This window comes from Flavobacterium quisquiliarum (genome assembly GCF_019308285.1).
In the GTDB taxonomy this organism is placed as follows: domain Bacteria; phylum Bacteroidota; class Bacteroidia; order Flavobacteriales; family Flavobacteriaceae; genus Flavobacterium; species Flavobacterium quisquiliarum.
On the sequence record NZ_WWEM01000036.1, the window covers coordinates 47,464 to 69,911 of the forward strand.

The window sequence follows — 22,448 nt, forward strand, 5'->3', positions numbered from 1 at the left end:
AGAGTACAAGTGGTATAAATAGGTTTATACGACAATATTTTGCTTTGCTTATTTCTGCTTTTGTATTTTTTATTTTCTACATCAACGTTTTAGCTAAAATGGAACTAAAGGAAGCACTTGTTAAAATACGAAAAGTGTTTCTTTATTCTTTAATTGTAGCTTCTATATATGGTTTTTTTGAAATTTTAATCTCCGTTTTTGGCTATGTGTTTTTATATCCAATTTTAAAAGGATTTAATTATTTCCCTTTCTTAGAGGTTAATCTTCATCCAGAAGGTAGAATTTCGACAATAAGTTATGAACCGCCTTTTTTAGCTATTTATCTTATTACGATTTCTGGCTGGATGTTTAGTTATATTCTCACAAGCAAAAGGCTAACGAGGTTTTTGCCAACGTTTGCTATTTTTGTTCTGACTTATTTTTCAGGATCACGCACAGGATTAATCGTGATATTTTTTCAAGGATTTGTTTTTTTAATTTTCTTATATAAAGACTTGCGATTTAAGAAATATGTTATCAATTTTTTAGCAGGAGCTTTAGTTGTTTTTTCAGTTTTGCTTGTTTTTAAAGGGGAAAAAGTAATTCATTCGGTCACTGAGAAAATGAATTCATTAAATTTTCAAAAAAATTTAACCAAAAACGTATCCAATCAGTCCAGATTCGGAATGCAGTATGCTGCATTACAGGTTTTTTCAGAAAATCCAATTACAGGAGTTGGGTTTGGACAGCAGGCTTACCATAATAGAACTCATTATCCTTCTTGGGCAACAAGAAATAATTATGAGTTCGAATTGTATTATAAGAATAAAAAGGAAAAAGCATTTCCGCCGGGATATAATCTTTACACAAGACTCCTTGCAGAAACAGGTTTAATTGGAATTACGTTGTTTTTAATGCTTCTTTATTTTTCTTTAAATGAAATAAGGCTCTTAATGAAAAAAGCAAAAGAAGAAGAAAAGACAATTTTAATGATTGTTTCAATTTCGCTTTTAGGATTGTATATAAATTGGTTTCAAATAGACACTTTTAGAATTTACGGAATTTGGCTTTGTTTGGCGATTTTAATCAGAATACGATATAATAAAAATTTAATTTTAAAAAATGAATAACATCATTCTTTTAATACCATATTATAATAATTCTAAGGGATTAATGAAATCGTTGCAGTCAATTGATCAAGATGAAGAATTGGATATTTTAATTGTTGATGATGGAAGTATAAATAAATTTGAAGAGAATATAGCGACACAAAATTTTAAAGCAAAAGGAAAAATCTTTTTTGAATATTTACATGAGAATAAAGGAATTGAAACTGCATTAAATACAGGCTTAAAAATTAGTATTGAAAAAGGATATAAATATATTGCAAGATTAGATTGTGGAGATATTTGTCTTGGGAAAAGATTTGCTATTCAGAAAAGATTTTTGGAAGATAATCCAGAAATTAAAATACTAGGTTCCAATGTTTTGGCAGTCGACAATAATGATAAGTTTTTGTATTCGATCGATTTACCATTGAACGATAGAGATATAAAAAATAAAATGTATTTTAATTCGATGCTGATTCATCCTGCTATCATGTTTTCAACAGAGATTTTAAAAACTGTCGGATTGTATTCTTTAAATTATAAATCAGCTGAAGATTACGCTTTTTTCTTTGCTATTTCAAAGTCATACAAAATGGCAAATATCAGTGAATATCTCACTCAAATAGAAATCAATGAAAATGGTATTTCATTGCAAAAAAGAAAGCAGCAAGTAGCATGTAGAATTAAAATTATAAAAGAGAATTTTTATTTTGGTTTTTATCCGATTTATGGACTGATTAGAAATTATATCTTATTGATTCTTCCTTATCGTTTTATTTTATTTTTAAAAAAGATTAAAAAATGAAAAGTTTAGTACTGAAGAATTTATATAATTATGTGACTTACTTTATGATTTTAGTGCTTTTCTTTTCAAAAGCATTGCCTAATGTGGGATTAATTATACTTACAGTTTTATTTTTAATAAATTTTGAAATTGATGCGTTTAAAACTAATTCATACTCAAAACATATTTTATTGATTTTATTATTTTATCTGGTAATAAAATCAGCTTTGTATGGTAATTTGTCGTTCGATTTTAGGGTATATAAAGGTTTATTGCTGGCATTTTGGATTTCGATTTTGTTGTATAAAATAAAAGATATAAAAACATTAAAATTAATGGTTTTAATAGGTGTTGATACCTGTATTTTAATTTCTTTATTTCTTATATCAGTATTTTATTTTCAAACAGGAATTTTACCTTTTTCTAATACTGCTGAGGTGAACAAATTATTGCTTTTAGAGCGTCCATATATTGGATTTATTGCTGTTCTCGGATTTTTATTATCATTAGAAAAAGCAATAATTAAATCAAAATGGCATAAGCTTTATATTTTTAATTCAGTTGTTTTACTGGCATTTATTTTATTGATTTCGGCAAGAATTTCAATTATCACAGTTTTTGCAATTGCAGGAGTATATTTTGCATTTTATTTTAAAACAAAATGGTATAGAAAAATTCTTTATGCATTGGGATTGTTATTATTGTTTGTGGGCGTAGTTATGTCAAACAAAAATATTGGAGAAAGGTTTTTTATAAAAAGTAATTTAGAAAAGTCATTGCAAGAAGCCTCTGATTATGAACCCAGAATTGTAATTTGGAATTGTGCTTATACAATGACAAAAAAGGATGATTTTAGTTTATTGACAGGTTTTGATGGTTATCAAAAAATAAAAAATAATTTACTTGATTGTTATGCATCAAGTATCGAAAATCAATCAAAAAAAGAATATTTTTTATCAGAAAAGTTTAACACCCATAATCAGTTCATTGATTTTTATTTAGTTGGAGGAATTATCGCTCTTCTTTTATTTTCAGCATTTTTTGTTTCATTATTTTTAGAATTAAGATTAGATTTTTTTAAAATTGCAATAGTGATTGCTTTTTTACTTTTTTTTATTGTAGAGAACATATTTTACAGACAATTTGGTTGTTACTTGTTTGGTATATTTACATTAATTTTGCTCCAGAGAAAAGAAAATGAATAAAATTAAAGTTGTGCATATTCTACATTCAGTAGGAGGGGTTGATGTTTCTTTGAGACAGATACTTCATAATTTAGACACCAAGAATTTTGAGAACATAGTGATTCATGGAGATTCTGATACTGAAAATGAATTTGTAGATAAAGATGCTAAACCAATAGGTTATTATAGACTTCCTATATATCGAGAAATATCTGTTAGATATGATTTGGCAGCAATTTTAAAAGCGTGGAAAATTATTCGTAAAGAGAAACCAGATTTAATCCATTCACATAGTACAAAAGGTGGTGTTATTGGAAGGGTAGTTGGTTTTTTAACAGGAACAAAAGTTTTGCATACACCCCAAGCATTTTCTTTTTTAAGCGCAGAAAGTAAGTCTAAAAGATCATTTTTCTTGAAAATTGAAAAAATACTTTCTAAAGGAAAAACAGTGTTACTAGCTTCTTCTCAATCTGAACTAAATAGGGCAGTAAATGAGGTTGGTTTTCCAAAGTCAAAAACAGATCTTTTTAATAATGCCATAGAACCAATAGAAAAGATTTACGATTTATCTATACCCAAAACATGGCCCGATCAATATTTATGCACGGTAGGAAGACCATGTTACCAAAAAAACATTGAAGAATTAATAGAAGTTTTATATGAACTTAATAAAATTGTTGATGTACATTTGGTAATTTTAGGATTAGGACATCATGCTGATCATATTAGGCAAGTTGAAGATTTAATAGAAAAACTCAATTTAAAAAATAAAGTAACATTATTAAATTGGACAACAAGAGAAGATGTTTTAAATATTATAAGTAAATCAAAAATATATCTTTCAACAGCCAGATACGAAGGGCTTCCTTATTCAGTTATAGAAAGTTTAGCATTATCAATTCCAAGCATAGTTTCTGATTGTGATGGAAATAGAGATTTGATTGTAAATGATTATAACGGTTATTGTATTAAAGAAAACAATATTGTAGAGTTTAGTAAAAAAATAAATGTTTTGATTCAAGATAAAGAACTATACAATGAGTTTTCGAAAAATGCAAAAGAAACATTTGAAAAGAATCATAATATTTATAAAAAAATAAAGGATCTAGAATCTATTTATAGAGAGCAATTAACATAACATGAAAAGAATACTTATTACTGGAGCTGCAGGATTTTTAGGATCACATTTATGTGACAGATTTATCAAAGAAGGATATTTTGTTATTGGGATGGATAATCTAATTACAGGAGATCTTAAAAATATTGAGCATTTATTCAAACTGGAAAACTTCGAATTCTATCATCATGATATTACGAAGTTTGTTCATATTCCTGGCGATTTAGATTATATCTTGCATTTTGCATCGCCAGCAAGTCCGATTGATTATTTAAAAATTCCAATTCAGACTCTTAAAGTAGGTTCCTTAGGAACACACAATTTGTTAGGATTGGCAAGAGTTAAGAATGCTAGAATTTTAATCGCTTCAACTTCTGAAGTTTATGGAGATCCTTTGGTACACCCGCAAACGGAAGAATATTACGGAAACGTAAATACAATTGGACCGCGTGGAGTTTATGATGAAGCAAAACGTTTTCAAGAATCAATAACAATGGCTTATCACACCTTTCATGGTGTAGAAACCAGAATCGTTCGTATTTTTAATACTTATGGCCCAAGAATGCGACTTAATGACGGACGTGTAATTCCTGCTTTTATTGGCCAGGCTTTGCGTGGAGAAGATTTAACCATTTTTGGAGACGGAATGCAGACACGTTCGTTCTGTTATGTTGACGACCAAGTTGAAGGTATTTTCAGATTACTGCATTCTGATTATGTCTATCCGGTAAATATTGGAAATCCAGACGAAATCACAATCAAAGATTTTGCAGAGGAAATCATCAAACTGACAGGAACAAATCAAAAAGTAGTATATCATCCATTGCCAGTAAACGATCCATTACAGCGTCAGCCAGATACAACTAAAGCAAAAGAATTGTTAGGTTGGGAAGCTAAAGTTAGCCGTGCTGAAGGAATGAAAATTACGTATGAATATTTTAAATCGTTGTCTCCTGAAGAATTGGCAAAAGAAGAACACAAAGATTTTTCTAGTTATATAAAATGATAAAAAAAGGGAAACATTTTGTGTTTCCCTTTTTTATAGAACAGTCCGCTTAAAAAGCATTACTTTCAATTAAATTTTTCATTTGCTGGTCAAGATTAAAATTACTTTTAGCATGTTGAAATATAATTTGTTTCATATTCTGAATTTCATTTTTGCCAGTTTCAGAAATCTTTGTTAAGGCATCGTTTAAACCTTTAAAATCTTCAACAGGCACGACCCAGCCTAGATTATTTTCTTCTACAATAGTTTCTCCTTCACCACCTCCAAAATATAGAACTGGAAAGCCTAAAGCACTATATTCGAATATTTTTGAAGGAACAGATCCATAGATTCTTGTTTTTAAAGGAACTAAAGCAATATCTAAATTTTGTAGAGTTTCATGTAAGACGTTTCGTTCTAACATTCCATGAAAGATAATTTTCTTAATTGGATTCTGATTTAGATAATTTAAAATTTCTGTTTTTTCGGCACCATCTCCAAAAATGTGAAGTTCTATGTTTAAATTTTTCAGATCTAATTTCTGAATAAGTTCAAAAACACCCTGTGCAACTCCTAGTAAGCCGGCATAAAACAATTTAATAGGTTCATTTGAATCGATTTTTTTTTCTAATCTATTTTCGACAAAATGATCAGGATAATTTCGATATAAAAAACATTTCTTTTCTGGAAAAATAGAATGAATATGCTCAATGATTTCGTTGGACTGCCCAAAAATATGAGTTGCCTTTTTATATATAAATCGTTCTATAAAAAGTAGAAATTTATGTGAAAGACTATTTTTCTTTAATACTTGAAGTTCTATCGCTGCTGTTGGCCAAAGGTCGGAAACATTCAAAATTATTCTTCTTCTTTTTATCCAAAGGGCCAAAACAGATACAAAAGAAAGCAATAGAGGCGGAGACTGCACAATTACTTTTTTAGGTATTTTGGCAAATAATAAATAGAAAAATAAAGTTGTAGAAAAAGATAAAGTAGAAACAATTCTTTTAAAAATATTAGAACTATTACTCGGATAAATCCAAAGGCGTTTTAAAGTAATATTTTGGTTTTTTTCGGTTATAGAAAATTTACCTTTATATTCTGGAAAAAGTTCGCCTTTAGGATAATTAGGAAGTGGCGAAATAACAGAAACATTATATCCGTTTTGGTCTAATTTTAAAGCCAGTTGTTCAATTCTATTGGCTGCTGCACCTTTTTCAGGGGGATAGTAATTGGATATAATTAGAATATCATTCATTATTTATCCAATAAAATTGAAACAATTCGTTCAGATGCATTTCCATCCCATAATTCAGGAATACCACTTTTCTTCGGTTCATTTTCTAAAAATGAAGTAAAGACATTTTTTAAATTTTCTAAAGAAGTTCCAACTATGGTGTTTGATCCAATTGTTTCTGTTTCTGGACGCTCTGTGTTGTCTCGCATTGTAAAACAAGGAATTCCCAGAACTGTTGTTTCTTCCGAAATACCACCGCTATCAGTAATAACGGCAAAACTATTTTTGATTAAATACATGAAATTAAGATAACCTTGTGGCAACACAAAAACGATATTTTTGAATTCAATTTTGTTTTCACTTAAAATAGCTTGAGTTCTTGGATGAATTGGGAAAATTATTTTTTTGTCATTAACCAGTAAATCAATTCCATGGAGTAAATTAATTAGAGATGAAACTTCATCAACATTTGCAGGACGATGTAAAGTCAAAATAATATAATTTTTCTCTTTTAATTGCAGCTCGTTCCAAAAATCTGGGGGTATGATTCTATTTATATTTTGATACAAAGTATCGATCATAACATTTCCAACAAAATGTATATTTTCTGGATTTGAACCTAGTTTCAATAAATTTTCAGAAGCAGATGTTGAGGTTGTAAAAAAGTAGTCTGTTATACTGTCTGTCAACATTCTATTGATTTCTTCGGGCATTGTTAAATCTCCAGAACGTATTCCTGCTTCAACATGTGCCACTTTTGTATTGCACTTTTTCGCGACAATTGAGCAGGCCATTGTTGAGTTGACATCGCCAACAACCAAAACCAAATCGCATGGATTTTGAAGTAATTCTTTTTCAAAAGCAATCATAATCGCAGCGGTCTGTTCTGCTTGTGAACCGCTTTTTACTTCAAGATTAATATCGGGATGAGGAATATTTAATTCTTCAAAAAAAGTATCGCTTAGATTTTTATCATAATGCTGACCTGTATGCACCAAACGAAACGAAATATCAAAACCTTCATTTTGCTTGTTTTTTATTGCATTAATAATAGGTGCTATTTTTATGAAATTAGGTCTTGCACCAGCAATTATGGTAATTTTCATAGGGCGATCAAATTCTTTGTAAAATTTCTTTCCGCAAAAGTAAAGTTTAAATTGGAATCTGAATCGTTTGTGCTATTTTCTTCATTGTAATTTTAAATATAATTTTGCTTATTTTTTATATTCAATCTTCACTCTTTCAGCTTCATTTTCTTTCTTTTCTGTCAATTCATCTAAATAAGAAAATACCAATTCAATATTTTTATCATGATTTTCTAGCTTTTTCTGAATCTGTAGAATATCAACTTTGATTTCTGTTGTATCCAAAAGCATTTGTCTCACTTTCGTGAAAATCCTCATAATTTGAATATTGGTTTGAATTGCTTTGGCACTTTTTAGTATACTAGATAACATCATGACGCCGTGTTCAGTAAAAGCCATTGGTGCATATCTTAAACCAATCCTGTCAGAATTGGAGGTCACAAATTGTGACCTCCAATTTTCAAATTCTGTTTTATCTAGTTCAAACATAAAATCTTCGGGAAATCTAGATAAATTTCTTTTTACTGATTGTTTAAGTACTTTGGTTTCTATTCCATACAACAAAGCCAAATCACGATCCAACATCACTTTTTGGCCACGGATAAAATATATTTTATTAGAAATTGTTTCTTCAGAAAGTAAAGAGTTGTCGTCCATAAGTTTTTATTTAAAAAAACAAATGTAAGATTTTATTTATTTTACAGATAAGATTTAAATTGTTTTAGCTTTCCTCGATTGGTTCTTTCTAAAACAGTTTTTCTTGTGAATGTGAAGTTTAAATTGGGTTCCAAATACAAATCGATGGCTTCTTTTATTTTTTGAATTTGTTCTGAAACTAATTCTTTTTCAGATATATATTCAATTTCAAAAGTATCAATTTTGGTTTGTTTGATGATAAATTCTTTTACATTTCCATCGTCTTCAATTATGCTTTTGGTCACATAATAAAAAGTCAAACCGGGTGATTTTTTCCCGCTTGGCAAAATAGCAACATCATTTGTTCTACCAATGAGTTTTTTTAGAATTGGTTTTTGTGGTGTACTTTTTTCATCCAAAATTCCGATGTCGCCAATTTCATATCGGATAAAAGGATTTGCTTTGTTGAAGAGTGAAGTAATCACAATTTTGCCTTCTGTTCCATGTGGAACAGGATTATTGTTTTCGTCTAAAATTTCTAGAAACAGCGTTTCAGCATTTACCTGCCATTCTCTTTGCGGATTTTCAAAAGCAATCAAATCAAGTTCAGAAGCTCCATATTCACTAATAATCGGAATGCCAAATTGTTTTTCTAACAGTTTTTTATCTGTTTCAAAAAGCATTTCCGATGTAACAAAACAAGCTTTTAAAGTCGGACAGATTTCTTTTAAAATGATGTTTTTTTGTTCTAAAAATTTAGCAAATAAAACAATCGAACTTGTATAACCGTTGATATAATCGAATTTTTTAGTTTTGAATTTTTTTAGAAATTTTTCCAAAATATCATCTGATAAATCGAAAACAGGAAAACGAAAACGATGCGTTAGGAAATCTTTGAAACGTTCTTTTTGATATCCAATAAAATCCATTGGAATTCCATAAAAACGCGCCTGATACGAATGATTAAAGTCAATTCCGAACCAGCCAAAACGCATAATATTTGATGCCCAGGTTAAAGCGTGTGAATACTTATCTTTAGCAAAAATAAAAGGAGTTCCGCTTGATCCAGAAGTTTTGTTGAGGTAAATATTTTTTTTAGAATAACCTTTTGAAAGTCTTTCCTCGAGTGGTTTTTGTAGATTTTGCTTATTTAAAATCGGAAGATTTTCCCAACTTTCAGCAGTTGTATTTCCAGCTAATTCGGCATAAAAAGAATTGTTTTTAAAATGAAAATCAACAATTTCTTTCTTTTTATTTTCAAGAAATGAAATATATTCTTCTTCAGAAAAATGAACAATTTTATCCAATTCGGCTTTGGCTTTCTTTATCGGAAAACCATTTAATTTGAGGGAAAGATCAAAAAGACGAATCATTAAACTGCTTCTTTTAAGTCGTAACGTTTAATTGATTTAAGTTCTTGACTTTTATTCAATTCTTCTTCTTCAATATCAAAATCGTCTTGAAGTCCAAGCCAAAATTTAGCAGAATTTCCAAAATACTGACTTAATCGCAAAGCAGTATCAGCAGTTATTCTGCGATTTCCTTTTATGATTTCAGAAATTCTTGTTTGCGGAATTTTTAAATCTTTAGATAAACGGTAAGGTGTAATATTTAGAGGAATTAAAAATTCTTCTGATAAAATTTCGCCAGGGTGTATATTTTTTAATTTTTCCATTTTTTATTCATTTTAATGATAATCGATGATCTCTACATTTGAAGCATTTCCGTTTTCCCAAACAAAAATTATTCTCCATTGATCGTTAATTCGAATACTGTAAAAATCTTTTAGATTTCCGCTTAGCTTTTCCAAACGATTAGAAGGCGGAATTCTTAAATCAGTTAAATTTTGAGAATTATGAAGCATTCTGAGTTTTCTTCTTCCAATTTGTTGTATCTCAATTGAAGGTTTTCTAACAACAATACCATTCCAAATTTTTTCAGTTTCTTTTGAACCAAATGAGATTATCATACCTTTCGCATTACTAACGTCAAAAGTAAGTAAAAAAAATTATTATATACGGTTAAAAGCAACTATTTTTGCACCACAACTAAATACAACAACACCATGACAATTTTACTATTGGGATCGGGCGGAAGAGAGCATGCATTTGCATGGAAAATGACTCAGAGTCCGCTTTGCGAAAAACTTTTTGTAGTACCAGGAAATGCAGGAACTGCAGCAATTGCTGAAAACGTGGCAATAGCTGCGACAGATTTTGAAGCCGTAAAAGCTTTAGTACTTAAAGAAAATATAAGTTTAGTAGTCGTAGGACCTGAAGATCCATTGGTAAAAGGTATTTACGATTACTTTAAAAACGACGAAAGTTTAAAACATATTCCAGTAATTGGACCATCTAAAATAGGTGCTCAATTAGAAGGAAGTAAAGAATTTGCAAAAGAATTCTTGATGAAACACAACATTCCAACTGCGGCTTATGACAGTTTTACTGCCGAAACAGTTGAAGAAGGATGTAAATTTCTGGAAACATTACAACCTCCTTATGTTTTAAAAGCTGACGGATTAGCAGCTGGAAAAGGAGTTTTGATTATTCAGGATCTTGAAGAAGCAAAAACAGAATTGAGAAATATGCTGGTTCATGCAAAATTTGGAACAGCAAGTGCAAAAGTTGTTATTGAAGAATTTTTGGACGGAATCGAACTAAGCTGTTTTGTTTTAACTGACGGAAAAAGTTATAAAATTCTTCCAACAGCAAAAGATTACAAAAGAATTGGTGAAGGCGACACAGGTTTAAATACAGGTGGAATGGGAGCAGTTTCTCCAGTTCCTTATGTAGATGCTGTTTTGATGGAAAAAATTGAAACTCGTATCGTAAAACCAACAATCGAAGGTTTCCAGAAAGATGGAATCGAATATAAAGGATTTGTGTTTATTGGTTTAATCAATGTAAAAGGAGAACCAATTGTTATTGAATACAATGTAAGAATGGGTGACCCTGAAACAGAAGTTGTGGTTCCGAGATTAAAATCTGACTTAGTTGAATTGTTTTTGTCTGTGGCAGATCAGAAATTAGGAGACTTTAATTTAGAAGTTGATCCAAGAAGTGCTACAACTGTAATGGTTGTTTCTGGTGGCTATCCTGAAGATTTCGAAAAAGGAAAAGTTATTTCTGGTTTAGAAAATATTGAAGATTCTATAGTTTTTCACGCAGGTACCAAATTAGATAACGGAAATGTCGTAACTAATGGAGGACGTGTAATTGCTATAACTTCTTATGGAGATAATTTCCAAGAAGCCATAAAAAAATCTTACCAAAACATAGATAAACTAAGCTTTGATAAGATGTATTTTAGAAAAGATATTGGTTTCGATCTAATTTAAAAAATAATGGACTAGCCCTTAATTAATTTAAGGGTTTGGTTTTTATTTTAAAAATGAGTGAGCCGTTGTATCTTGGTTTTCTGTTCCGGCATCATCAAAAATACGTAATTGTTTAATCCAATAAACGATTGCGCATGCACAGATGATCATGAAAATCCAGTTAATAGTGTTTGCACCAAACCATGTTTTTAATTCCAAATGACGTAAAAAATCAAGAGGAGCAAACAAAATGTTAACGAATAAGTATTGTATTCCTTCAAAAAAAGCTTTCATAATTCTTTAAAATTATATGTTATTTATGTTGTGTAATGCTTTGAAGATAAAATTCGGTTAATTGAATCTTTTTTCGACTTGTTCGTTTTTTCATTTTAAACAAGTACTATCTTTACAATCACAAAAGTATAAAATATCCTTATGATAACAAGTGTTTTTAAAAAATCTACGCCATTAAATTATTCATTGGTTGTAATTTTAATACTGGTTTTCTTTTTTATGTTCCAAATTAAAGACCCGTCTTGGGTTACTTCTTATTTTTTGGCTTTCCAAAAAGTGAGTTTGTTATGCTTTATTTTAGCTTCTTTTTTTATGGTAAATTTTATCGTAAAAAAGAACGGACTTAGTAAAGACAATGGTTACGCGATATTTTTCTATTTGTTGTTTCTTTTATTTTTCCCTACCATATTTAACAATCCAAATGTTATTTACGCGAACTTTTTTATTTTGTTGGCAGTTCGAAGATTAATTTCGCTTCAATCGCTTAAAGCTTCAAAAGAAAAAATATTCGATGCTTCTTTTTGGATTTTTGTAGCTGCTTTATTTCAATTTTGGAGCATACTTTTCTTAGTATTGGTATTTATTTCGATTATTTTCCATGTTTCAAGAGATTATAGGAACTGGGTTTTGCCATTTATCGCGCTTTTGGCGGTGGCAATATTATTTTATATGACCTCTTTAATTTTAAACATAGATGCTGTCGCTTTTTTCCAAGAAAGAGCAGTAGTTGATTTTAGAATTGACTATTTTAAGAATAATTACGAAAACGGAGCACTTTCAATTTATACTGCTGTAGCTCTTTTTTTTGTGACATCCATGTTGATGACGTTGTCAAACAGACCGCAGATTGTACATTCTTCTTATAAGAAAATTGTAGCTTACTTTTTTATTGCGGCGTTTGTTTATATTATTTCACCAAATAAAAGTAACGATTTATTGCTGTTCAGTATCGCGCCATTAACCATTATGGCAACAAGTCATGTAGAATATATGCAGCAAAAATTGAATAATGAAATTGTATTTTATATATTGATTGCCTGCAGTTTATTTACATTTTTTTCACAATTATAATTTACTGCCGTAAGCAAGATCACCAGCATCACCAAGACCTGGAACAATGTAGTTTTTCTCATTTAGTTTTTCGTCTAAAGAGGCAACCCATAAATGACAATTTTCGGGAAGATTTTTTTCTAAGTGAGCGATTCCCTCTGGAGCTGCGATAACCACCACAATATGAAATTCTGTTGGGGTAGCATTTTCAAGTAATTTTTTATGAACAGCCACGATAGATTGTCCCGTTGCCAGCATAGGATCTAAAAGCAGAACAGTTTTATTATTTAGGTTCGAAATAGCTTGATATTCCACTAAAATTTCAAATTCGTCATCATTATTTGGATGATGTCTGCAGGCTGAAACAAAACTATTTTCGGCATGATCGAAGTAATTCAGAAAACCGTTATGCAGCGGTAAACCAGCTCTTAAAATGGGACATAGAACTAAATCAGTATCAATTTCTGTTGTTTTTTTAATGCCCAGTGGAGTCTGGATATCCACATTTTTATAAGGCAGAATTTTGCTTAATTCATATGCCATAATTTCGCCAATGCGTTCAATATTTCTTCTAAAACGCATACTGTCATTCTGTACATTTACATTTCTAATTTGTCCAAGAAAGTGATTGAGAACGCTGTTATTTTCAGAGATATAATGAATTTTCATGATGAATTTTTAATTTATTAACGAATAAAGATATGAAAACGAAAAATAATTGCTTTTTTTCGCAGCATAAAAGTATAAAAAGTATCTTTGTAACTCTAAAAAAATAAATACATGTTTTCAAAATTAGCATATTCTGTTTTCGAGCAAAGTATCAAAGATTATCACCAGTTTGATAATGTAGATCAGCCGATCAATAATCCTTATCCGAAAGATAAGTTTGAACATTTATTATATCTTAAAAATTGGATTGATACCGTTCAATGGCATTTTGAAGATATCATTCGTGATCCACAAATTGATCCTGTTGCAGCTTTAACTTTAAAAAGAAGAATTGATGCATCTAATCAAGAACGTACTGATATGGTGGAATATATCGACAGCTATTTTTTACAAAAATATAGCGATATTAAAGTAAAAGACGGAGCAAAAATCAATTCTGAAAGCCCAGCTTGGGCATTTGACAGATTGTCTATTTTGGCTTTAAAAATTTATCATATGCATGAAGAAGCAACTCGTGCAGAGGCTTCACAAGAACACAGAGATAAATGTCAAGAAAAATTAAATGTACTTTTAGAACAAAGAACAGATTTATCTACAGCAATTGAAGAATTATTGACAGATATCGAAAACGGAGATAAATTCATGAAAGTGTACAAACAAATGAAAATGTACAACGATGATGAATTGAATCCAGTTTTATATCAAAATAAAAAATAATTTGGCAGAGTTGTCCAACAACAAAATCAAACATATAGCCGTCATGAGACTATCCGCAATGGGAGATGTCGCCATGACGGTTCCTGTTTTACGCGCATTTGTAAAACAATATCCAATGGTAAAACTGACCGTTATTTCTCGTCCTTTTTTTAAACCATTTTTTGATGGAATTCCAAATCTGGAGTTTTTCGCTTTCGATGAAAAACAGAGACACAAAGGTTTTCTAGGACTTTTACGATTGTTTAGCGACGTGAAAAAATTGAAGATTGATGCTTTTGCAGATCTTCATAATGTTTTACGATCGAAGGTTGTGAGTTTACTTTTCGTTTTAAGCGGAAAAAAAAGAGCAACTGTTGATAAAGGCCGTGAAGGAAAAAAAGAATTGACAAGAGCTGAAAATAAGATTTTTACGCCATTACCAACCATGTTCGAAAGACATACAAAAGTGTTTGAAGAACTTGGTTTTCCGTTAGATTTATCGAATCCAATCTTTCCTGAAAAGGCAGTTTTAAATGCTGATATTCTAGCAATTATCGGAAATCAAAACCAAAAATTAATTGGAATTGCACCTTTTGCGCAATACGATTCTAAAGTTTATCCTTTAGATTTAATGCAGGAAGTTATTGCAAAATTGGCTGAAAATCAGATATATAAAATTTTACTTTTTGGCGGAGGAAAAAAAGAAATAGAAATTCTGAATTCACTAGCAGAGCCTTTTGAAAATGTAATCAATATGGCTGGAAAAATTAAGTTTCAACAGGAATTGCAGTTAATCAGCAATCTTGATGTGATGCTTTCTATGGATTCTGGAAATGCACATATTGCGGCTATGCTTGGAGTAAAAGTTATAACACTTTGGGGAGCAACACATCCGTATGCTGGATTTTTACCTTTTAACCAAAGTTTAGAAAATGCTTTAACTTCTGATCGAAGTCAATATCCAAAACTGCCAACTTCTGTTTATGGAAACAAAGTGGTAGAAGGTTATGAGGATGCCATGAGAACAATTTTACCACAACAGGTTATTGATAAAGTTGTAAAGGAGCTTTCATAAAAAAGATAAAAAAACTTCTCTGTCAAGAGAAGTTTTTTTTTAATCTTTAAGCGATATTTTTGTTTAAATCGTATCTTTCATTAGAATCGAGGAAAGAATATCCTATTGTTTTTTTTCTTTTTTTGTTTACTATAATGGTTACAAAGTTATTTTTGTCTTCAGTAGACAACAGTATATGTTCGAATTTGTCTGATGAATCTCTGTAAATTTTATAAATTAAGTCGTGATCTTTAATTTTTTTAGATAAAATTTTAGCCGATTTAAGTCTGCTTACATAAGGCCAGATATTAAAAATATTTGAATCTGTCTTTTTTACTTCTACCATTTTTTCAGTCAAAGTTGAATTGTATTTTTCTCTTTCAAGCAACTTAGGACCTTTTCTGTTTTTCATTTTTAGAATAACTGCCAAAACGCATAGCGCAGTAGTTACAACCAGCATAATAGATAGGTATAGATGAAAGTGTTGTACGTGAGTTGTCATGATATTTAATGTTTAAATGTTTGACAAATTTTGATTGAGCTCTACAAATTCTCAAACTATTGAGATTGAGATTGCCATAATTATACCTCTAATTTAATGAAAATTTGGCAGTATTTTGATAAAATTTTGCTTTTATTTCAATTAGAGCCAAATTTTTTCATCACGACAGCGACGGTAAATATAACTTTTTAAATTTGTAATTGTTTCCTGATAATTAGGTGCATCATAGCCATATCGTTCGTGTTCCATTTGTTCTTTTTCAATGGCATCGCATCCTTTTATGACTTCTTTGATCATATCTAACAACGCAAGTTCTTTATTGTCAGTCTTTTGATATTTAAATTCGACAATCTCATCCTGAAGTTCTTCACAATAATCAACCAATTTCATAACTTCTGGTTCATCCAGAAGATATTCTTTGTTCCTAAAAATTTCTCGTACTGATTTCATAAACAATTAATTTTCAATTTTTAAATTCCAAATTCCAATTTAAAGAAAGATATAAATGGGTTCACATCTTAGTCAAAATCTAAAACTTTGACAAAGATTATAAATAAGAATCAGAGAAAAAAAATTCCAAACTCCAATTGTAAAGTTGGAATTTGGAATTTTTCGTATTGGAATTTTACAGACTAAACATCGTCGTAATCTACATAAATTGTATCTGATGTTGGATGTGCTTGACAAGTTAAAATTAAACCTTCGGCAATTTCACTATCTGTTAAAATAGAGTTTTTAGTCATTTCGGCAGTTCCAGTCGTTACACGTCCTAAACAGCTACTACAAATTCCGCCCTGACAAGAATATGGAGCGTCAACGCCTTGTTTTAGAGCTGCATCTAAAATAGTCTGTTTTTTAGACATTTCGAAAGTAGTTTCCTCATCGTCAACTAAAACCGTAATTTTAGTATGGCCTTCTTGAGAACCCTGGATTTCATTTTCTTCAGAAGAAGATGTAAAAAGCTCAAATTTAATAGCAGATTCTTTTACATTTTTTTCTTTCAAAACATTCGAAACAGTATTGATCATTTCTTCTGGTCCGCACAAGTAGAATTTGTCAAACTGTAATTCTTTGTGTTTGTTGTTTAAAACAAAATTCACAGCCGATTTTTCAATTCTTCCAAATAAAGCATTCTCTGCTTTTGCCTGGCTAAATACATAATGCACAAAAAATCTGCCTACATATTGCAATTGTAAATCATGAAGTTCTTGGTGGAAAATAGTGTTTTCAGGAGTTTTGTTTCCATAAACTAATACAAATGAACTCTTTTGCTCATTTTTTAAAACCGATTTTATAATAGAAAGAACTGGAGTAATACCACTTCCTGCAACAAATGCAGCATAATTTTTCTGTCTTTCTGCATCTGGTTCGAAAGTAAATTTACCTTCTGGCTGACCTACTTCAAGAACATCTCCTGCTTTTAATTTGGTGTTAGCAAATTGAGAAAAAAGACCATTTTTTACTGCTTTCACAGCAATTCTTAATTCGCCACTGTCTGGTGCTGAACAAATAGAATAAGCACGTCTAATTTCTTGATTATCAAGAGTTAGTTTTAAATTAATATATTGACCAGCTATAAATTTATAGTCTGATTTTAGTTCTTCAGGAACATTAAAAAGTATAGAAACAGCATCTGCAGTTTCGCGTTTAACCTCTTTAATTATAAGTTTTAAGAATGAAGGCATGATAGAATTTTTTTGCAAAAGTAGCAAACCACTATTAAATGTTTGGTACGAAATTATTTTTTTTAACTTTTTTTGTAACGTTTTCCTACATTTGGTCTCTTACTACAAAAATACTAAAACTATAAACCATGATTAAAAAGTTTATTTACCTAGAATGGAAAGCGTTCATTAGATCCGCATCTTTTGGTAAAAACCTGGCAATGAAAATTATAATAGGTTTCTTTATGATCTATTTTTCTTTAATTTTTATTGGAATGGGAGTTGGAGCATTTTATGTTCTTAAGGATATGAAATTGGAACCATTGGTAACAGTTAATAAATTTTTGATTTATTATTTTCTTTTTGACTTAATAATTAGATTGTTAATGCAATCAATACCAGTCCTAAACATTAAGCCATTGCTAGTTTTGCCATTTAAAAAACCTACGATTGTTCATTTCTCTTTAGGAAAAACAGCTTTATCTTTTTTCAATTGGATTCATGCTTTGTTTTTTATTCCATTTTCAGTTGTACTGATTTTGAATGGATATGATGTTGTTGAAATTGTTTTCTGGCATTTAGGAATCATGGCGATTATTTATATCAATAATTTTTTGAATATCATTCTAAGCAATATTGATAAATTGTTTGTTGTTTTTGCGGGGATAGTTCTTGCTTTAGGCGGAGCTCATTATTACAATATATTTGATATTACGCTATTTACAACACCGTTTTTTCAGAGTTTTTATGATATCGACGGTGTATTTTTAATTCCGATTTTGGTATTGGCAGGATTGTATGTTTTTACTTTTAAATATTTTAAGAAGAATTTATATCTGGACGCTGGACTTTCAGTAAAACATGATATTGCTTCTACAGAAAACCTGACTTGGTTGAATCAGTTTGGAACTTTAGGAACCTTTCTTAAAAATGATATCAAATTAATAAAAAGAAATAAGAGATCAAAAACGACCATTTTTATGAGTGTTCTCTTTTTATTCTACGGATTTATCTTTTTTGGAAACTCACATCAGCCGGCGGTAATGCACATTTTTGCGGGAATATTTGTTTCAGGAGGATTTCTATTTGTCTTTGGTCAGTTTGTACCAAGTTGGGATAGTTCTTATTATCAGTTGTTAATGACACAAAATGTTCCATATAGAGGTTACATTACTTCAAAATGGTGGCTTATTGTGATTGCTACTTTTGTCTCTACAATTCTAGCTTCATTTTATATTTTTTATGGATGGGAAGTTTATCTAACAATTGTTGCCGGAGCAATTTATAATATAGGTGTAAATTCACATTTAGTACTTTTAGGAGGAGCATTTACCAAAACACCAATTGATTTGAGCAATGCAGGCGGTGCATTTGGAGATAAAAAAGCTTTTAATGTTAATGCGATGCTGCTGACATTGCCAAAAATTGTTTTGCCTTTATTACTGTATTGGCTTGGGCTTCACTTTGGAAGCAAACCAATCGGACTTTCTTTGGTTGCAGGCGCTGGAGTTTTAGGATTTATTTTTAAAGAAAAAGTGTTTTCATTAATTGAAAAAAGGTACAAAATGGAAAAATACAGTACGATAAGTGCTTATAAACAAAAGAATTAATAAGATAATTAGAAAATGAGTCAATTTGATAATTAATCTAAAATCAACAATCTAAAATCTAAAATGATCATGATACAAGTAAATCAACTTTTAAAAAAATATAACGGTACAACAGTTCTAAATATAGAAAGTCTTGAAATTCCAAAAGGACAAAGTTTTGGATTAGTGGGAAATAACGGAGCAGGAAAAACAACTTTTTTCAGTCTGTTATTAGACTTAATTCAGCCATCAAATGGAAAGATTTTAAATCAAAATATTCAGGTTAATACCAGCGAAAACTGGAAATCTTTTACAGGTTCATTTTTAGATGAAAGTTTTTTGATTGGCTATTTAACACCAGAAGAATATTTTTATTTTATCGGAGATCTTCGCAATCAAAACAAGGCAGACGTTGATGCTTTATTGGCGCAGCATGAAGAATTTTTTAATGGAGAAATTTTAAACAACAAAAAGTACTTAAGAGATTTATCAAAAGGAAATCAGAAAAAAGTTGGAATTATAGCCACATTAATTGGAAATCCAGAAGTTGTTATTTTAGACGAGCCATTTGCAAATTTAGATCCGACAACGGTTAGTCGATTAAAAAAAATTATTAAAGATTTGGCAGACAATCCAAATGTAACTGTTTTAGTTTCAAGCCATGATTTACAGCATACAGTTGAAGTTTGTGATAGAATAGTGGCATTGAATAAAGGGGAAATTGTAAAAGACATTCAGACCTCAAAAGAGACCTTGCAGGAACTGGAATTGTTTTTTGCTGTTTAAATTTCTATGATTACAAAAAGAAGCGTATTTTTACGAGTCAATTATACTAAAATTGAATTTTAGCAGTTATCAGTTTTAAAATCTTTTCTATTGAAAAAGAATACTTTTAAATATAGTTTTACTTTCGTTTTTTTATTCTTTTTGATAGCTTGTTCTACCAAAAAAAATACTTTTTTGGCTAGAAGTTCGCACTCTATTGGAACCAAATATAATATTTTGTACAATGGAGGACTTGGTCTAGAAAAAGGCCTGCAATCTATTCAGGGCAACAATGAAGACAATTTTTGGAAAATCCTGCCAATAGAAAAAATGCAGTTTGATGAAAATTTTTCTGAAGGAGAAAAAGCCAAAAATCCTGATTTTGAAAAAGCAGAAACAAAAGCGACCAAAGCCATTCAGAAACACTCCATGAATATTGGTGGGAGAGAGAGAAACTGGCAGATTGATGAAGCTTATCTTATGCTTGGGAAAGCAAGATATTATGATCAGCGTTTTATTCCGGCAATTGAGGCATTCAATTATATTTTGTACAAATACCCGGAAAGCAATAATATTTATATCGCAAAAATCTGGCGTGAAAAGACCAATATGCGTTTAGGCAACGATGCAATTGCGCTTAAAAACATTAAACTTTTACTTAAAAAAACAGATTTAGACAAACAGACTTTTGCTGATGCAAATGCGCTTTTGGCTGAAGCATTTCTGAATTTAGAACAAAAAGACAGTGCGGTTGCTAAATTAAGAATCGCAGAACAGTTTACCAGAAAAAATGAAGAACGTGCTAGATACCGTTTTATTCTTGGTCAGATGTATCAGGAAGAAGAAAAACGTGATAGTGCCATTTATTTTTATAATCAAGTTATTGATTTAAATAGAAAAGCCGATCGTAAATACATGATGCATGCTTACGCAAAAAGAGCACAATTGTATGATTATGAAAATGATAACGATACCATCTTTTTAAAAACGTTCAATAAGTTAGTCACAGATCGTGAGAATCGACCTTATTATGATTTTCTTTTTTATGAAATGGGAGTTTTTTATGACAAAAAGAAGGATCAGGAAAATGCTTTAAAATACTACAATAAATCGTTAGGAAGGAAATCTAAAGATCCCTATTTGATGGCTTCAGCATATCGAAACATTGGAAATATGTATTTTAAAAACACAGATTATTCAATGGCTGCGAAGTATTATGACAGTACTTTAGTTAAACTGGACCCCAAAACCAGAGAATATGCTTTTATAGAAAAAAATAGAAAAAATCTGGATAACGTTATTAAATACGAAGCAGTTGCAAAACGTAATGACAGTATTATTAAAGTATTTAATCTGCCAGCGACGGAGAAAAAGATTTACTTCGAAAATTATATTGCAGAGCTGAAGAAAAAAGATGAAGCAAAACGTCTAATAGAAGAAAAAGAGAAAGAACGATTAGCTAACATCGATTTAAATTCCCAAGCACAAAATTCTGGAAACGGAGCAGTAAACTCTAATACTTTAGGAAAACCTGGAGACCTAGACGGAGGAGGAATAGGAATGCCTCCAGGAATGAATGATGGCGGAAGCTCCTTTTATTTTTATAATCCGACGACAGTTGCTTATGGAAAACTCCAGTTTAAAAAAATGTGGGGTAATAGAACATTGGGCGGAAATTGGAGATTGGCAGGAATAAAATCGGCTAATGACTTGGCAATGAATGATACTATTAATGATAAAGAAGTTGCTAATGTTTTAAAAGATACTATTGTTCCAGAAAAATATACGGTTGCATTTTATACCAAACAGCTTCCAACTTCAGAAGTTGCAATGGATAGTATTGGTAAAGAACGCAATTTTGCTTACTACCAACTAGGACTTATATATAAGGAGAAGTTTAAAGAATATAAATTGGCAAGTGATAAACTGGAACAATTGTTACGTAACAATCCGGAAGAAAAATTGGTATTGCCATCAATGTATAATTTGTATAAAATTTATCAAATTACAGATCCACAAAAAGCAGAGGCAATAAAATCAGAGATTTCAACAAAGTATCCTACTTCAAGGTATGCTCAGATTTTAAATAATAAATCTGACGATCCGAGCTCCAGTCCAGATGCTGAATATAAAAAATGGTATAAGCTTTTTGAAGAAGAAAAATACGGTGAAGTATTAACCAATATTGATAATCTGATTAATCAATATTCTGGAGAAGATATTGTTTCGAAGTATGAATTGTTAAAAGCCAATACTTTAGGAAAAGTAAATGGTTTAGAAGCTTACAAAAAGGGAATGGAAAATGTGGCAGATAATTATCCGAACAGTGAAGAAGGTAAAAATGCTAGAGAAATTTTAGAAAAACAAATTCCAGTTCTAGAGAGACTAAACTTTACAACTACTGATAATAAAAGCTGGAAAATTTTATATGCCGTTTCAAATAATGACACCAAAACCGTTAAGCAAATTGAAGAAGCAATCAGAGTGTTTTTATTAGTTGAAAACTTTGAACGATTAACGACTTCTTTCGATAAATACAATTTAACGGAAAGTTTTGTAGTTATTAATGGTTTAAAATCTGAGGCTTATGCCAGAGACGTTGCGGGAGTTTTTAGAGATGATAAAAAATACAAAATTGCTCATCCTGCAATTATTATATCTACAGATAATTATAAAGTGGTTCAAATTAAAAAGAACCTAGACGCCTACTTGACCCCAAAAACCCCATAA

23 protein-coding genes are annotated in these 22,448 nt (G+C 30.3%); 12 read left to right on the forward strand and 11 right to left on the reverse strand.

Annotated elements, in window-relative coordinates:
• Positions 1-98: 98 nt before the first annotated feature.
• Genes GSY47_RS18800 through GSY47_RS18820 form a run of 5 tightly spaced genes read left to right on the forward strand, consistent with a single transcriptional unit; the run spans position 99 to position 5,179 of the window.
• Positions 99-1,109, forward strand: a complete 1,011-nt coding sequence (locus tag GSY47_RS18800; RefSeq protein WP_179000981.1) for an O-antigen ligase family protein — start codon at positions 99-101, stop codon at positions 1,107-1,109.
• On the forward strand, positions 1,102-1,893 hold the full coding sequence (locus tag GSY47_RS18805; RefSeq protein WP_179000979.1) for a glycosyltransferase: 792 nt from the start codon (positions 1,102-1,104) through the stop codon (positions 1,891-1,893). The genes GSY47_RS18800 and GSY47_RS18805 overlap by 8 nt, the downstream gene beginning before the upstream one ends.
• Positions 1,890-3,077 carry an O-antigen ligase family protein gene (locus tag GSY47_RS18810; RefSeq protein WP_179000977.1) on the forward strand — a complete coding sequence of 396 codons (1,188 nt, stop codon included), beginning with the start codon at positions 1,890-1,892 and terminating at the stop codon, positions 3,075-3,077. Before GSY47_RS18805 ends, GSY47_RS18810 begins: the two co-directional genes overlap by 4 nt.
• On the forward strand, positions 3,070-4,194 hold the full coding sequence (locus GSY47_RS18815) for a glycosyltransferase (protein WP_179000975.1): 1,125 nt from the start codon (positions 3,070-3,072) through the stop codon (positions 4,192-4,194). The genes GSY47_RS18810 and GSY47_RS18815 overlap by 8 nt, the downstream gene beginning before the upstream one ends.
• 1 nt (position 4,195) lies before the next feature.
• On the forward strand, positions 4,196-5,179 hold the full coding sequence (locus GSY47_RS18820; protein ID WP_179000973.1) for a UDP-glucuronic acid decarboxylase family protein: 984 nt from the start codon (positions 4,196-4,198) through the stop codon (positions 5,177-5,179).
• Between the two features lie 49 nt (positions 5,180-5,228).
• Here GSY47_RS18820 and GSY47_RS18825 read toward each other — a convergent pair whose 3' ends face one another.
• The 6 genes from GSY47_RS18825 to GSY47_RS18850 form a co-directional block, all read right to left on the reverse strand.
• Positions 5,229-6,416, reverse strand: coding sequence for a glycosyltransferase family 4 protein (locus GSY47_RS18825; RefSeq protein ID WP_179000971.1), 1,188 nt, complete (start codon positions 6,414-6,416; stop codon positions 5,229-5,231).
• Entirely contained in the window at positions 6,416-7,501 is a 1,086-nt protein-coding gene (gene wecB / locus GSY47_RS18830; protein ID WP_179000969.1) for a non-hydrolyzing UDP-N-acetylglucosamine 2-epimerase, read from the reverse strand. Before wecB ends, GSY47_RS18825 begins: the two co-directional genes overlap by 1 nt.
• Positions 7,502-7,609: 108 nt before the next feature.
• Positions 7,610-8,137, reverse strand: a complete 528-nt coding sequence (locus GSY47_RS18835) for an ORF6N domain-containing protein (protein ID WP_179000967.1) — start codon at positions 8,135-8,137, stop codon at positions 7,610-7,612.
• A 41-nt stretch (positions 8,138-8,178) separates the two neighbouring features.
• Positions 8,179-9,489 (reverse strand): phenylacetate--CoA ligase family protein, encoded by a 1,311-nt coding sequence (locus GSY47_RS18840; RefSeq protein ID WP_179000965.1) that lies wholly within the window; start codon positions 9,487-9,489, stop codon positions 8,179-8,181.
• Positions 9,489-9,791: a HigA family addiction module antitoxin gene (locus GSY47_RS18845; RefSeq protein WP_179000963.1), complete on the reverse strand. Its 303-nt coding sequence runs from the start codon at positions 9,789-9,791 to the stop codon at positions 9,489-9,491. The genes GSY47_RS18840 and GSY47_RS18845 overlap by 1 nt, the downstream gene beginning before the upstream one ends.
• A gap of 12 nt (positions 9,792-9,803) precedes the next feature.
• The gene (locus GSY47_RS18850; protein WP_179000961.1) at positions 9,804-10,085 is read right to left on the reverse strand and encodes a type II toxin-antitoxin system RelE/ParE family toxin; all 282 of its coding nucleotides are present in this window, start codon (positions 10,083-10,085) and stop codon (positions 9,804-9,806) included.
• 96 nt (positions 10,086-10,181) lie between these two features.
• On the opposite strand from GSY47_RS18850, the gene purD reads away from it, so the two are divergent.
• Complete coding sequence (gene purD, locus GSY47_RS18855; RefSeq protein WP_179000959.1) at positions 10,182-11,456, forward strand: phosphoribosylamine--glycine ligase; 1,275 nt, start codon at positions 10,182-10,184, stop codon at positions 11,454-11,456.
• Between the two features lie 42 nt (positions 11,457-11,498).
• On the opposite strand, the gene GSY47_RS18860 is transcribed toward purD, so the two are convergent.
• Positions 11,499-11,729 carry a DUF6341 family protein gene (locus tag GSY47_RS18860; RefSeq protein ID WP_144216374.1) on the reverse strand — a complete coding sequence of 77 codons (231 nt, stop codon included), beginning with the start codon at positions 11,727-11,729 and terminating at the stop codon, positions 11,499-11,501.
• A gap of 141 nt (positions 11,730-11,870) precedes the next feature.
• On the opposite strand from GSY47_RS18860, the gene GSY47_RS18865 reads away from it, so the two are divergent.
• The gene (locus tag GSY47_RS18865; protein WP_179000957.1) at positions 11,871-12,800 is read left to right on the forward strand and encodes a DUF6427 family protein; all 930 of its coding nucleotides are present in this window, start codon (positions 11,871-11,873) and stop codon (positions 12,798-12,800) included.
• Here the strand turns inward: GSY47_RS18865 and upp are convergent.
• Positions 12,795-13,448 carry a uracil phosphoribosyltransferase gene (upp, locus tag GSY47_RS18870; protein ID WP_179000955.1) on the reverse strand — a complete coding sequence of 218 codons (654 nt, stop codon included), beginning with the start codon at positions 13,446-13,448 and terminating at the stop codon, positions 12,795-12,797. The genes GSY47_RS18865 and upp overlap by 6 nt on opposite strands.
• Before the next feature lie 111 nt (positions 13,449-13,559).
• On the opposite strand from upp, the gene GSY47_RS18875 reads away from it, so the two are divergent.
• Together GSY47_RS18875 and GSY47_RS18880 are read left to right on the forward strand one after the other, a co-directional pair.
• Positions 13,560-14,165 carry a DUF4254 domain-containing protein gene (locus GSY47_RS18875; RefSeq protein ID WP_144216368.1) on the forward strand — a complete coding sequence of 202 codons (606 nt, stop codon included), beginning with the start codon at positions 13,560-13,562 and terminating at the stop codon, positions 14,163-14,165.
• Positions 14,166-14,208: 43 nt separating this feature from the next.
• Complete coding sequence (locus GSY47_RS18880) at positions 14,209-15,219, forward strand: glycosyltransferase family 9 protein (RefSeq protein ID WP_179000953.1); 1,011 nt, start codon at positions 14,209-14,211, stop codon at positions 15,217-15,219.
• A gap of 46 nt (positions 15,220-15,265) precedes the next feature.
• Here GSY47_RS18880 and GSY47_RS18885 read toward each other — a convergent pair whose 3' ends face one another.
• From GSY47_RS18885 to GSY47_RS18895, 3 genes are all read right to left on the reverse strand, one after another.
• Positions 15,266-15,700 carry a hypothetical protein gene (locus GSY47_RS18885; RefSeq protein ID WP_179000951.1) on the reverse strand — a complete coding sequence of 145 codons (435 nt, stop codon included), beginning with the start codon at positions 15,698-15,700 and terminating at the stop codon, positions 15,266-15,268.
• 141 nt (positions 15,701-15,841) lie between these two features.
• Entirely contained in the window at positions 15,842-16,150 is a 309-nt protein-coding gene (locus GSY47_RS18890) for a hypothetical protein (RefSeq protein ID WP_179000949.1), read from the reverse strand.
• A gap of 182 nt (positions 16,151-16,332) precedes the next feature.
• Entirely contained in the window at positions 16,333-17,385 is a 1,053-nt protein-coding gene (locus GSY47_RS18895) for a 2Fe-2S iron-sulfur cluster-binding protein (protein WP_179000947.1), read from the reverse strand.
• Positions 17,386-17,513: 128 nt separating this feature from the next.
• On the opposite strand from GSY47_RS18895, the gene GSY47_RS18900 reads away from it, so the two are divergent.
• The 3 genes from GSY47_RS18900 to porW all read left to right on the forward strand — a co-directional run bounded on the left by GSY47_RS18900 (position 17,514) and on the right by porW (position 22,448).
• Positions 17,514-18,974 carry a DUF5687 family protein gene (locus tag GSY47_RS18900; RefSeq protein ID WP_179000945.1) on the forward strand — a complete coding sequence of 487 codons (1,461 nt, stop codon included), beginning with the start codon at positions 17,514-17,516 and terminating at the stop codon, positions 18,972-18,974.
• Between the two features lie 69 nt (positions 18,975-19,043).
• Positions 19,044-19,739, forward strand: a complete 696-nt coding sequence (locus tag GSY47_RS18905) for an ABC transporter ATP-binding protein (RefSeq protein ID WP_091490215.1) — start codon at positions 19,044-19,046, stop codon at positions 19,737-19,739.
• A gap of 90 nt (positions 19,740-19,829) precedes the next feature.
• Positions 19,830-22,448 (forward strand): type IX secretion system periplasmic lipoprotein PorW/SprE, encoded by a 2,619-nt coding sequence (gene porW / locus GSY47_RS18910; protein ID WP_179000943.1) that lies wholly within the window; start codon positions 19,830-19,832, stop codon positions 22,446-22,448.

What these genes read in the sequence shown, in the direction of transcription:
- GSY47_RS18800 (WP_179000981.1), top strand. Translation starts at nt 99, where the DNA reads ATGGAACTAAAGGAAGCACTTGTTAAAATACGAAAAGTGTTTCTTTAT.
- GSY47_RS18805 (WP_179000979.1), top strand. Translation starts at nt 1,102, where the DNA reads ATGAATAACATCATTCTTTTAATACCATATTATAATAATTCTAAGGGA.
- GSY47_RS18810 (WP_179000977.1), top strand. Translation starts at nt 1,890, where the DNA reads ATGAAAAGTTTAGTACTGAAGAATTTATATAATTATGTGACTTACTTT.
- GSY47_RS18815 (WP_179000975.1), top strand. Translation starts at nt 3,070, where the DNA reads ATGAATAAAATTAAAGTTGTGCATATTCTACATTCAGTAGGAGGGGTT.
- GSY47_RS18820 (WP_179000973.1), top strand. Translation starts at nt 4,196, where the DNA reads ATGAAAAGAATACTTATTACTGGAGCTGCAGGATTTTTAGGATCACAT.
- GSY47_RS18825 (WP_179000971.1), bottom strand. Translation starts at nt 6,416, where the DNA reads ATGAATGATATTCTAATTATATCCAATTACTATCCCCCTGAAAAAGGT.
- wecB (WP_179000969.1), bottom strand. Translation starts at nt 7,501, where the DNA reads ATGAAAATTACCATAATTGCTGGTGCAAGACCTAATTTCATAAAAATA.
- GSY47_RS18835 (WP_179000967.1), bottom strand. Translation starts at nt 8,137, where the DNA reads ATGGACGACAACTCTTTACTTTCTGAAGAAACAATTTCTAATAAAATA.
- GSY47_RS18840 (WP_179000965.1), bottom strand. Translation starts at nt 9,489, where the DNA reads ATGATTCGTCTTTTTGATCTTTCCCTCAAATTAAATGGTTTTCCGATA.
- GSY47_RS18845 (WP_179000963.1), bottom strand. Translation starts at nt 9,791, where the DNA reads ATGGAAAAATTAAAAAATATACACCCTGGCGAAATTTTATCAGAAGAA.
- GSY47_RS18850 (WP_179000961.1), bottom strand. Translation starts at nt 10,085, where the DNA reads ATGATAATCTCATTTGGTTCAAAAGAAACTGAAAAAATTTGGAATGGT.
- purD (WP_179000959.1), top strand. Translation starts at nt 10,182, where the DNA reads ATGACAATTTTACTATTGGGATCGGGCGGAAGAGAGCATGCATTTGCA.
- GSY47_RS18860 (WP_144216374.1), bottom strand. Translation starts at nt 11,729, where the DNA reads ATGAAAGCTTTTTTTGAAGGAATACAATACTTATTCGTTAACATTTTG.
- GSY47_RS18865 (WP_179000957.1), top strand. Translation starts at nt 11,871, where the DNA reads ATGATAACAAGTGTTTTTAAAAAATCTACGCCATTAAATTATTCATTG.
- upp (WP_179000955.1), bottom strand. Translation starts at nt 13,448, where the DNA reads ATGAAAATTCATTATATCTCTGAAAATAACAGCGTTCTCAATCACTTT.
- GSY47_RS18875 (WP_144216368.1), top strand. Translation starts at nt 13,560, where the DNA reads ATGTTTTCAAAATTAGCATATTCTGTTTTCGAGCAAAGTATCAAAGAT.
- GSY47_RS18880 (WP_179000953.1), top strand. Translation starts at nt 14,209, where the DNA reads ATGAGACTATCCGCAATGGGAGATGTCGCCATGACGGTTCCTGTTTTA.
- GSY47_RS18885 (WP_179000951.1), bottom strand. Translation starts at nt 15,700, where the DNA reads ATGACAACTCACGTACAACACTTTCATCTATACCTATCTATTATGCTG.
- GSY47_RS18890 (WP_179000949.1), bottom strand. Translation starts at nt 16,150, where the DNA reads ATGAAATCAGTACGAGAAATTTTTAGGAACAAAGAATATCTTCTGGAT.
- GSY47_RS18895 (WP_179000947.1), bottom strand. Translation starts at nt 17,385, where the DNA reads ATGCCTTCATTCTTAAAACTTATAATTAAAGAGGTTAAACGCGAAACT.
- GSY47_RS18900 (WP_179000945.1), top strand. Translation starts at nt 17,514, where the DNA reads ATGATTAAAAAGTTTATTTACCTAGAATGGAAAGCGTTCATTAGATCC.
- GSY47_RS18905 (WP_091490215.1), top strand. Translation starts at nt 19,044, where the DNA reads ATGATACAAGTAAATCAACTTTTAAAAAAATATAACGGTACAACAGTT.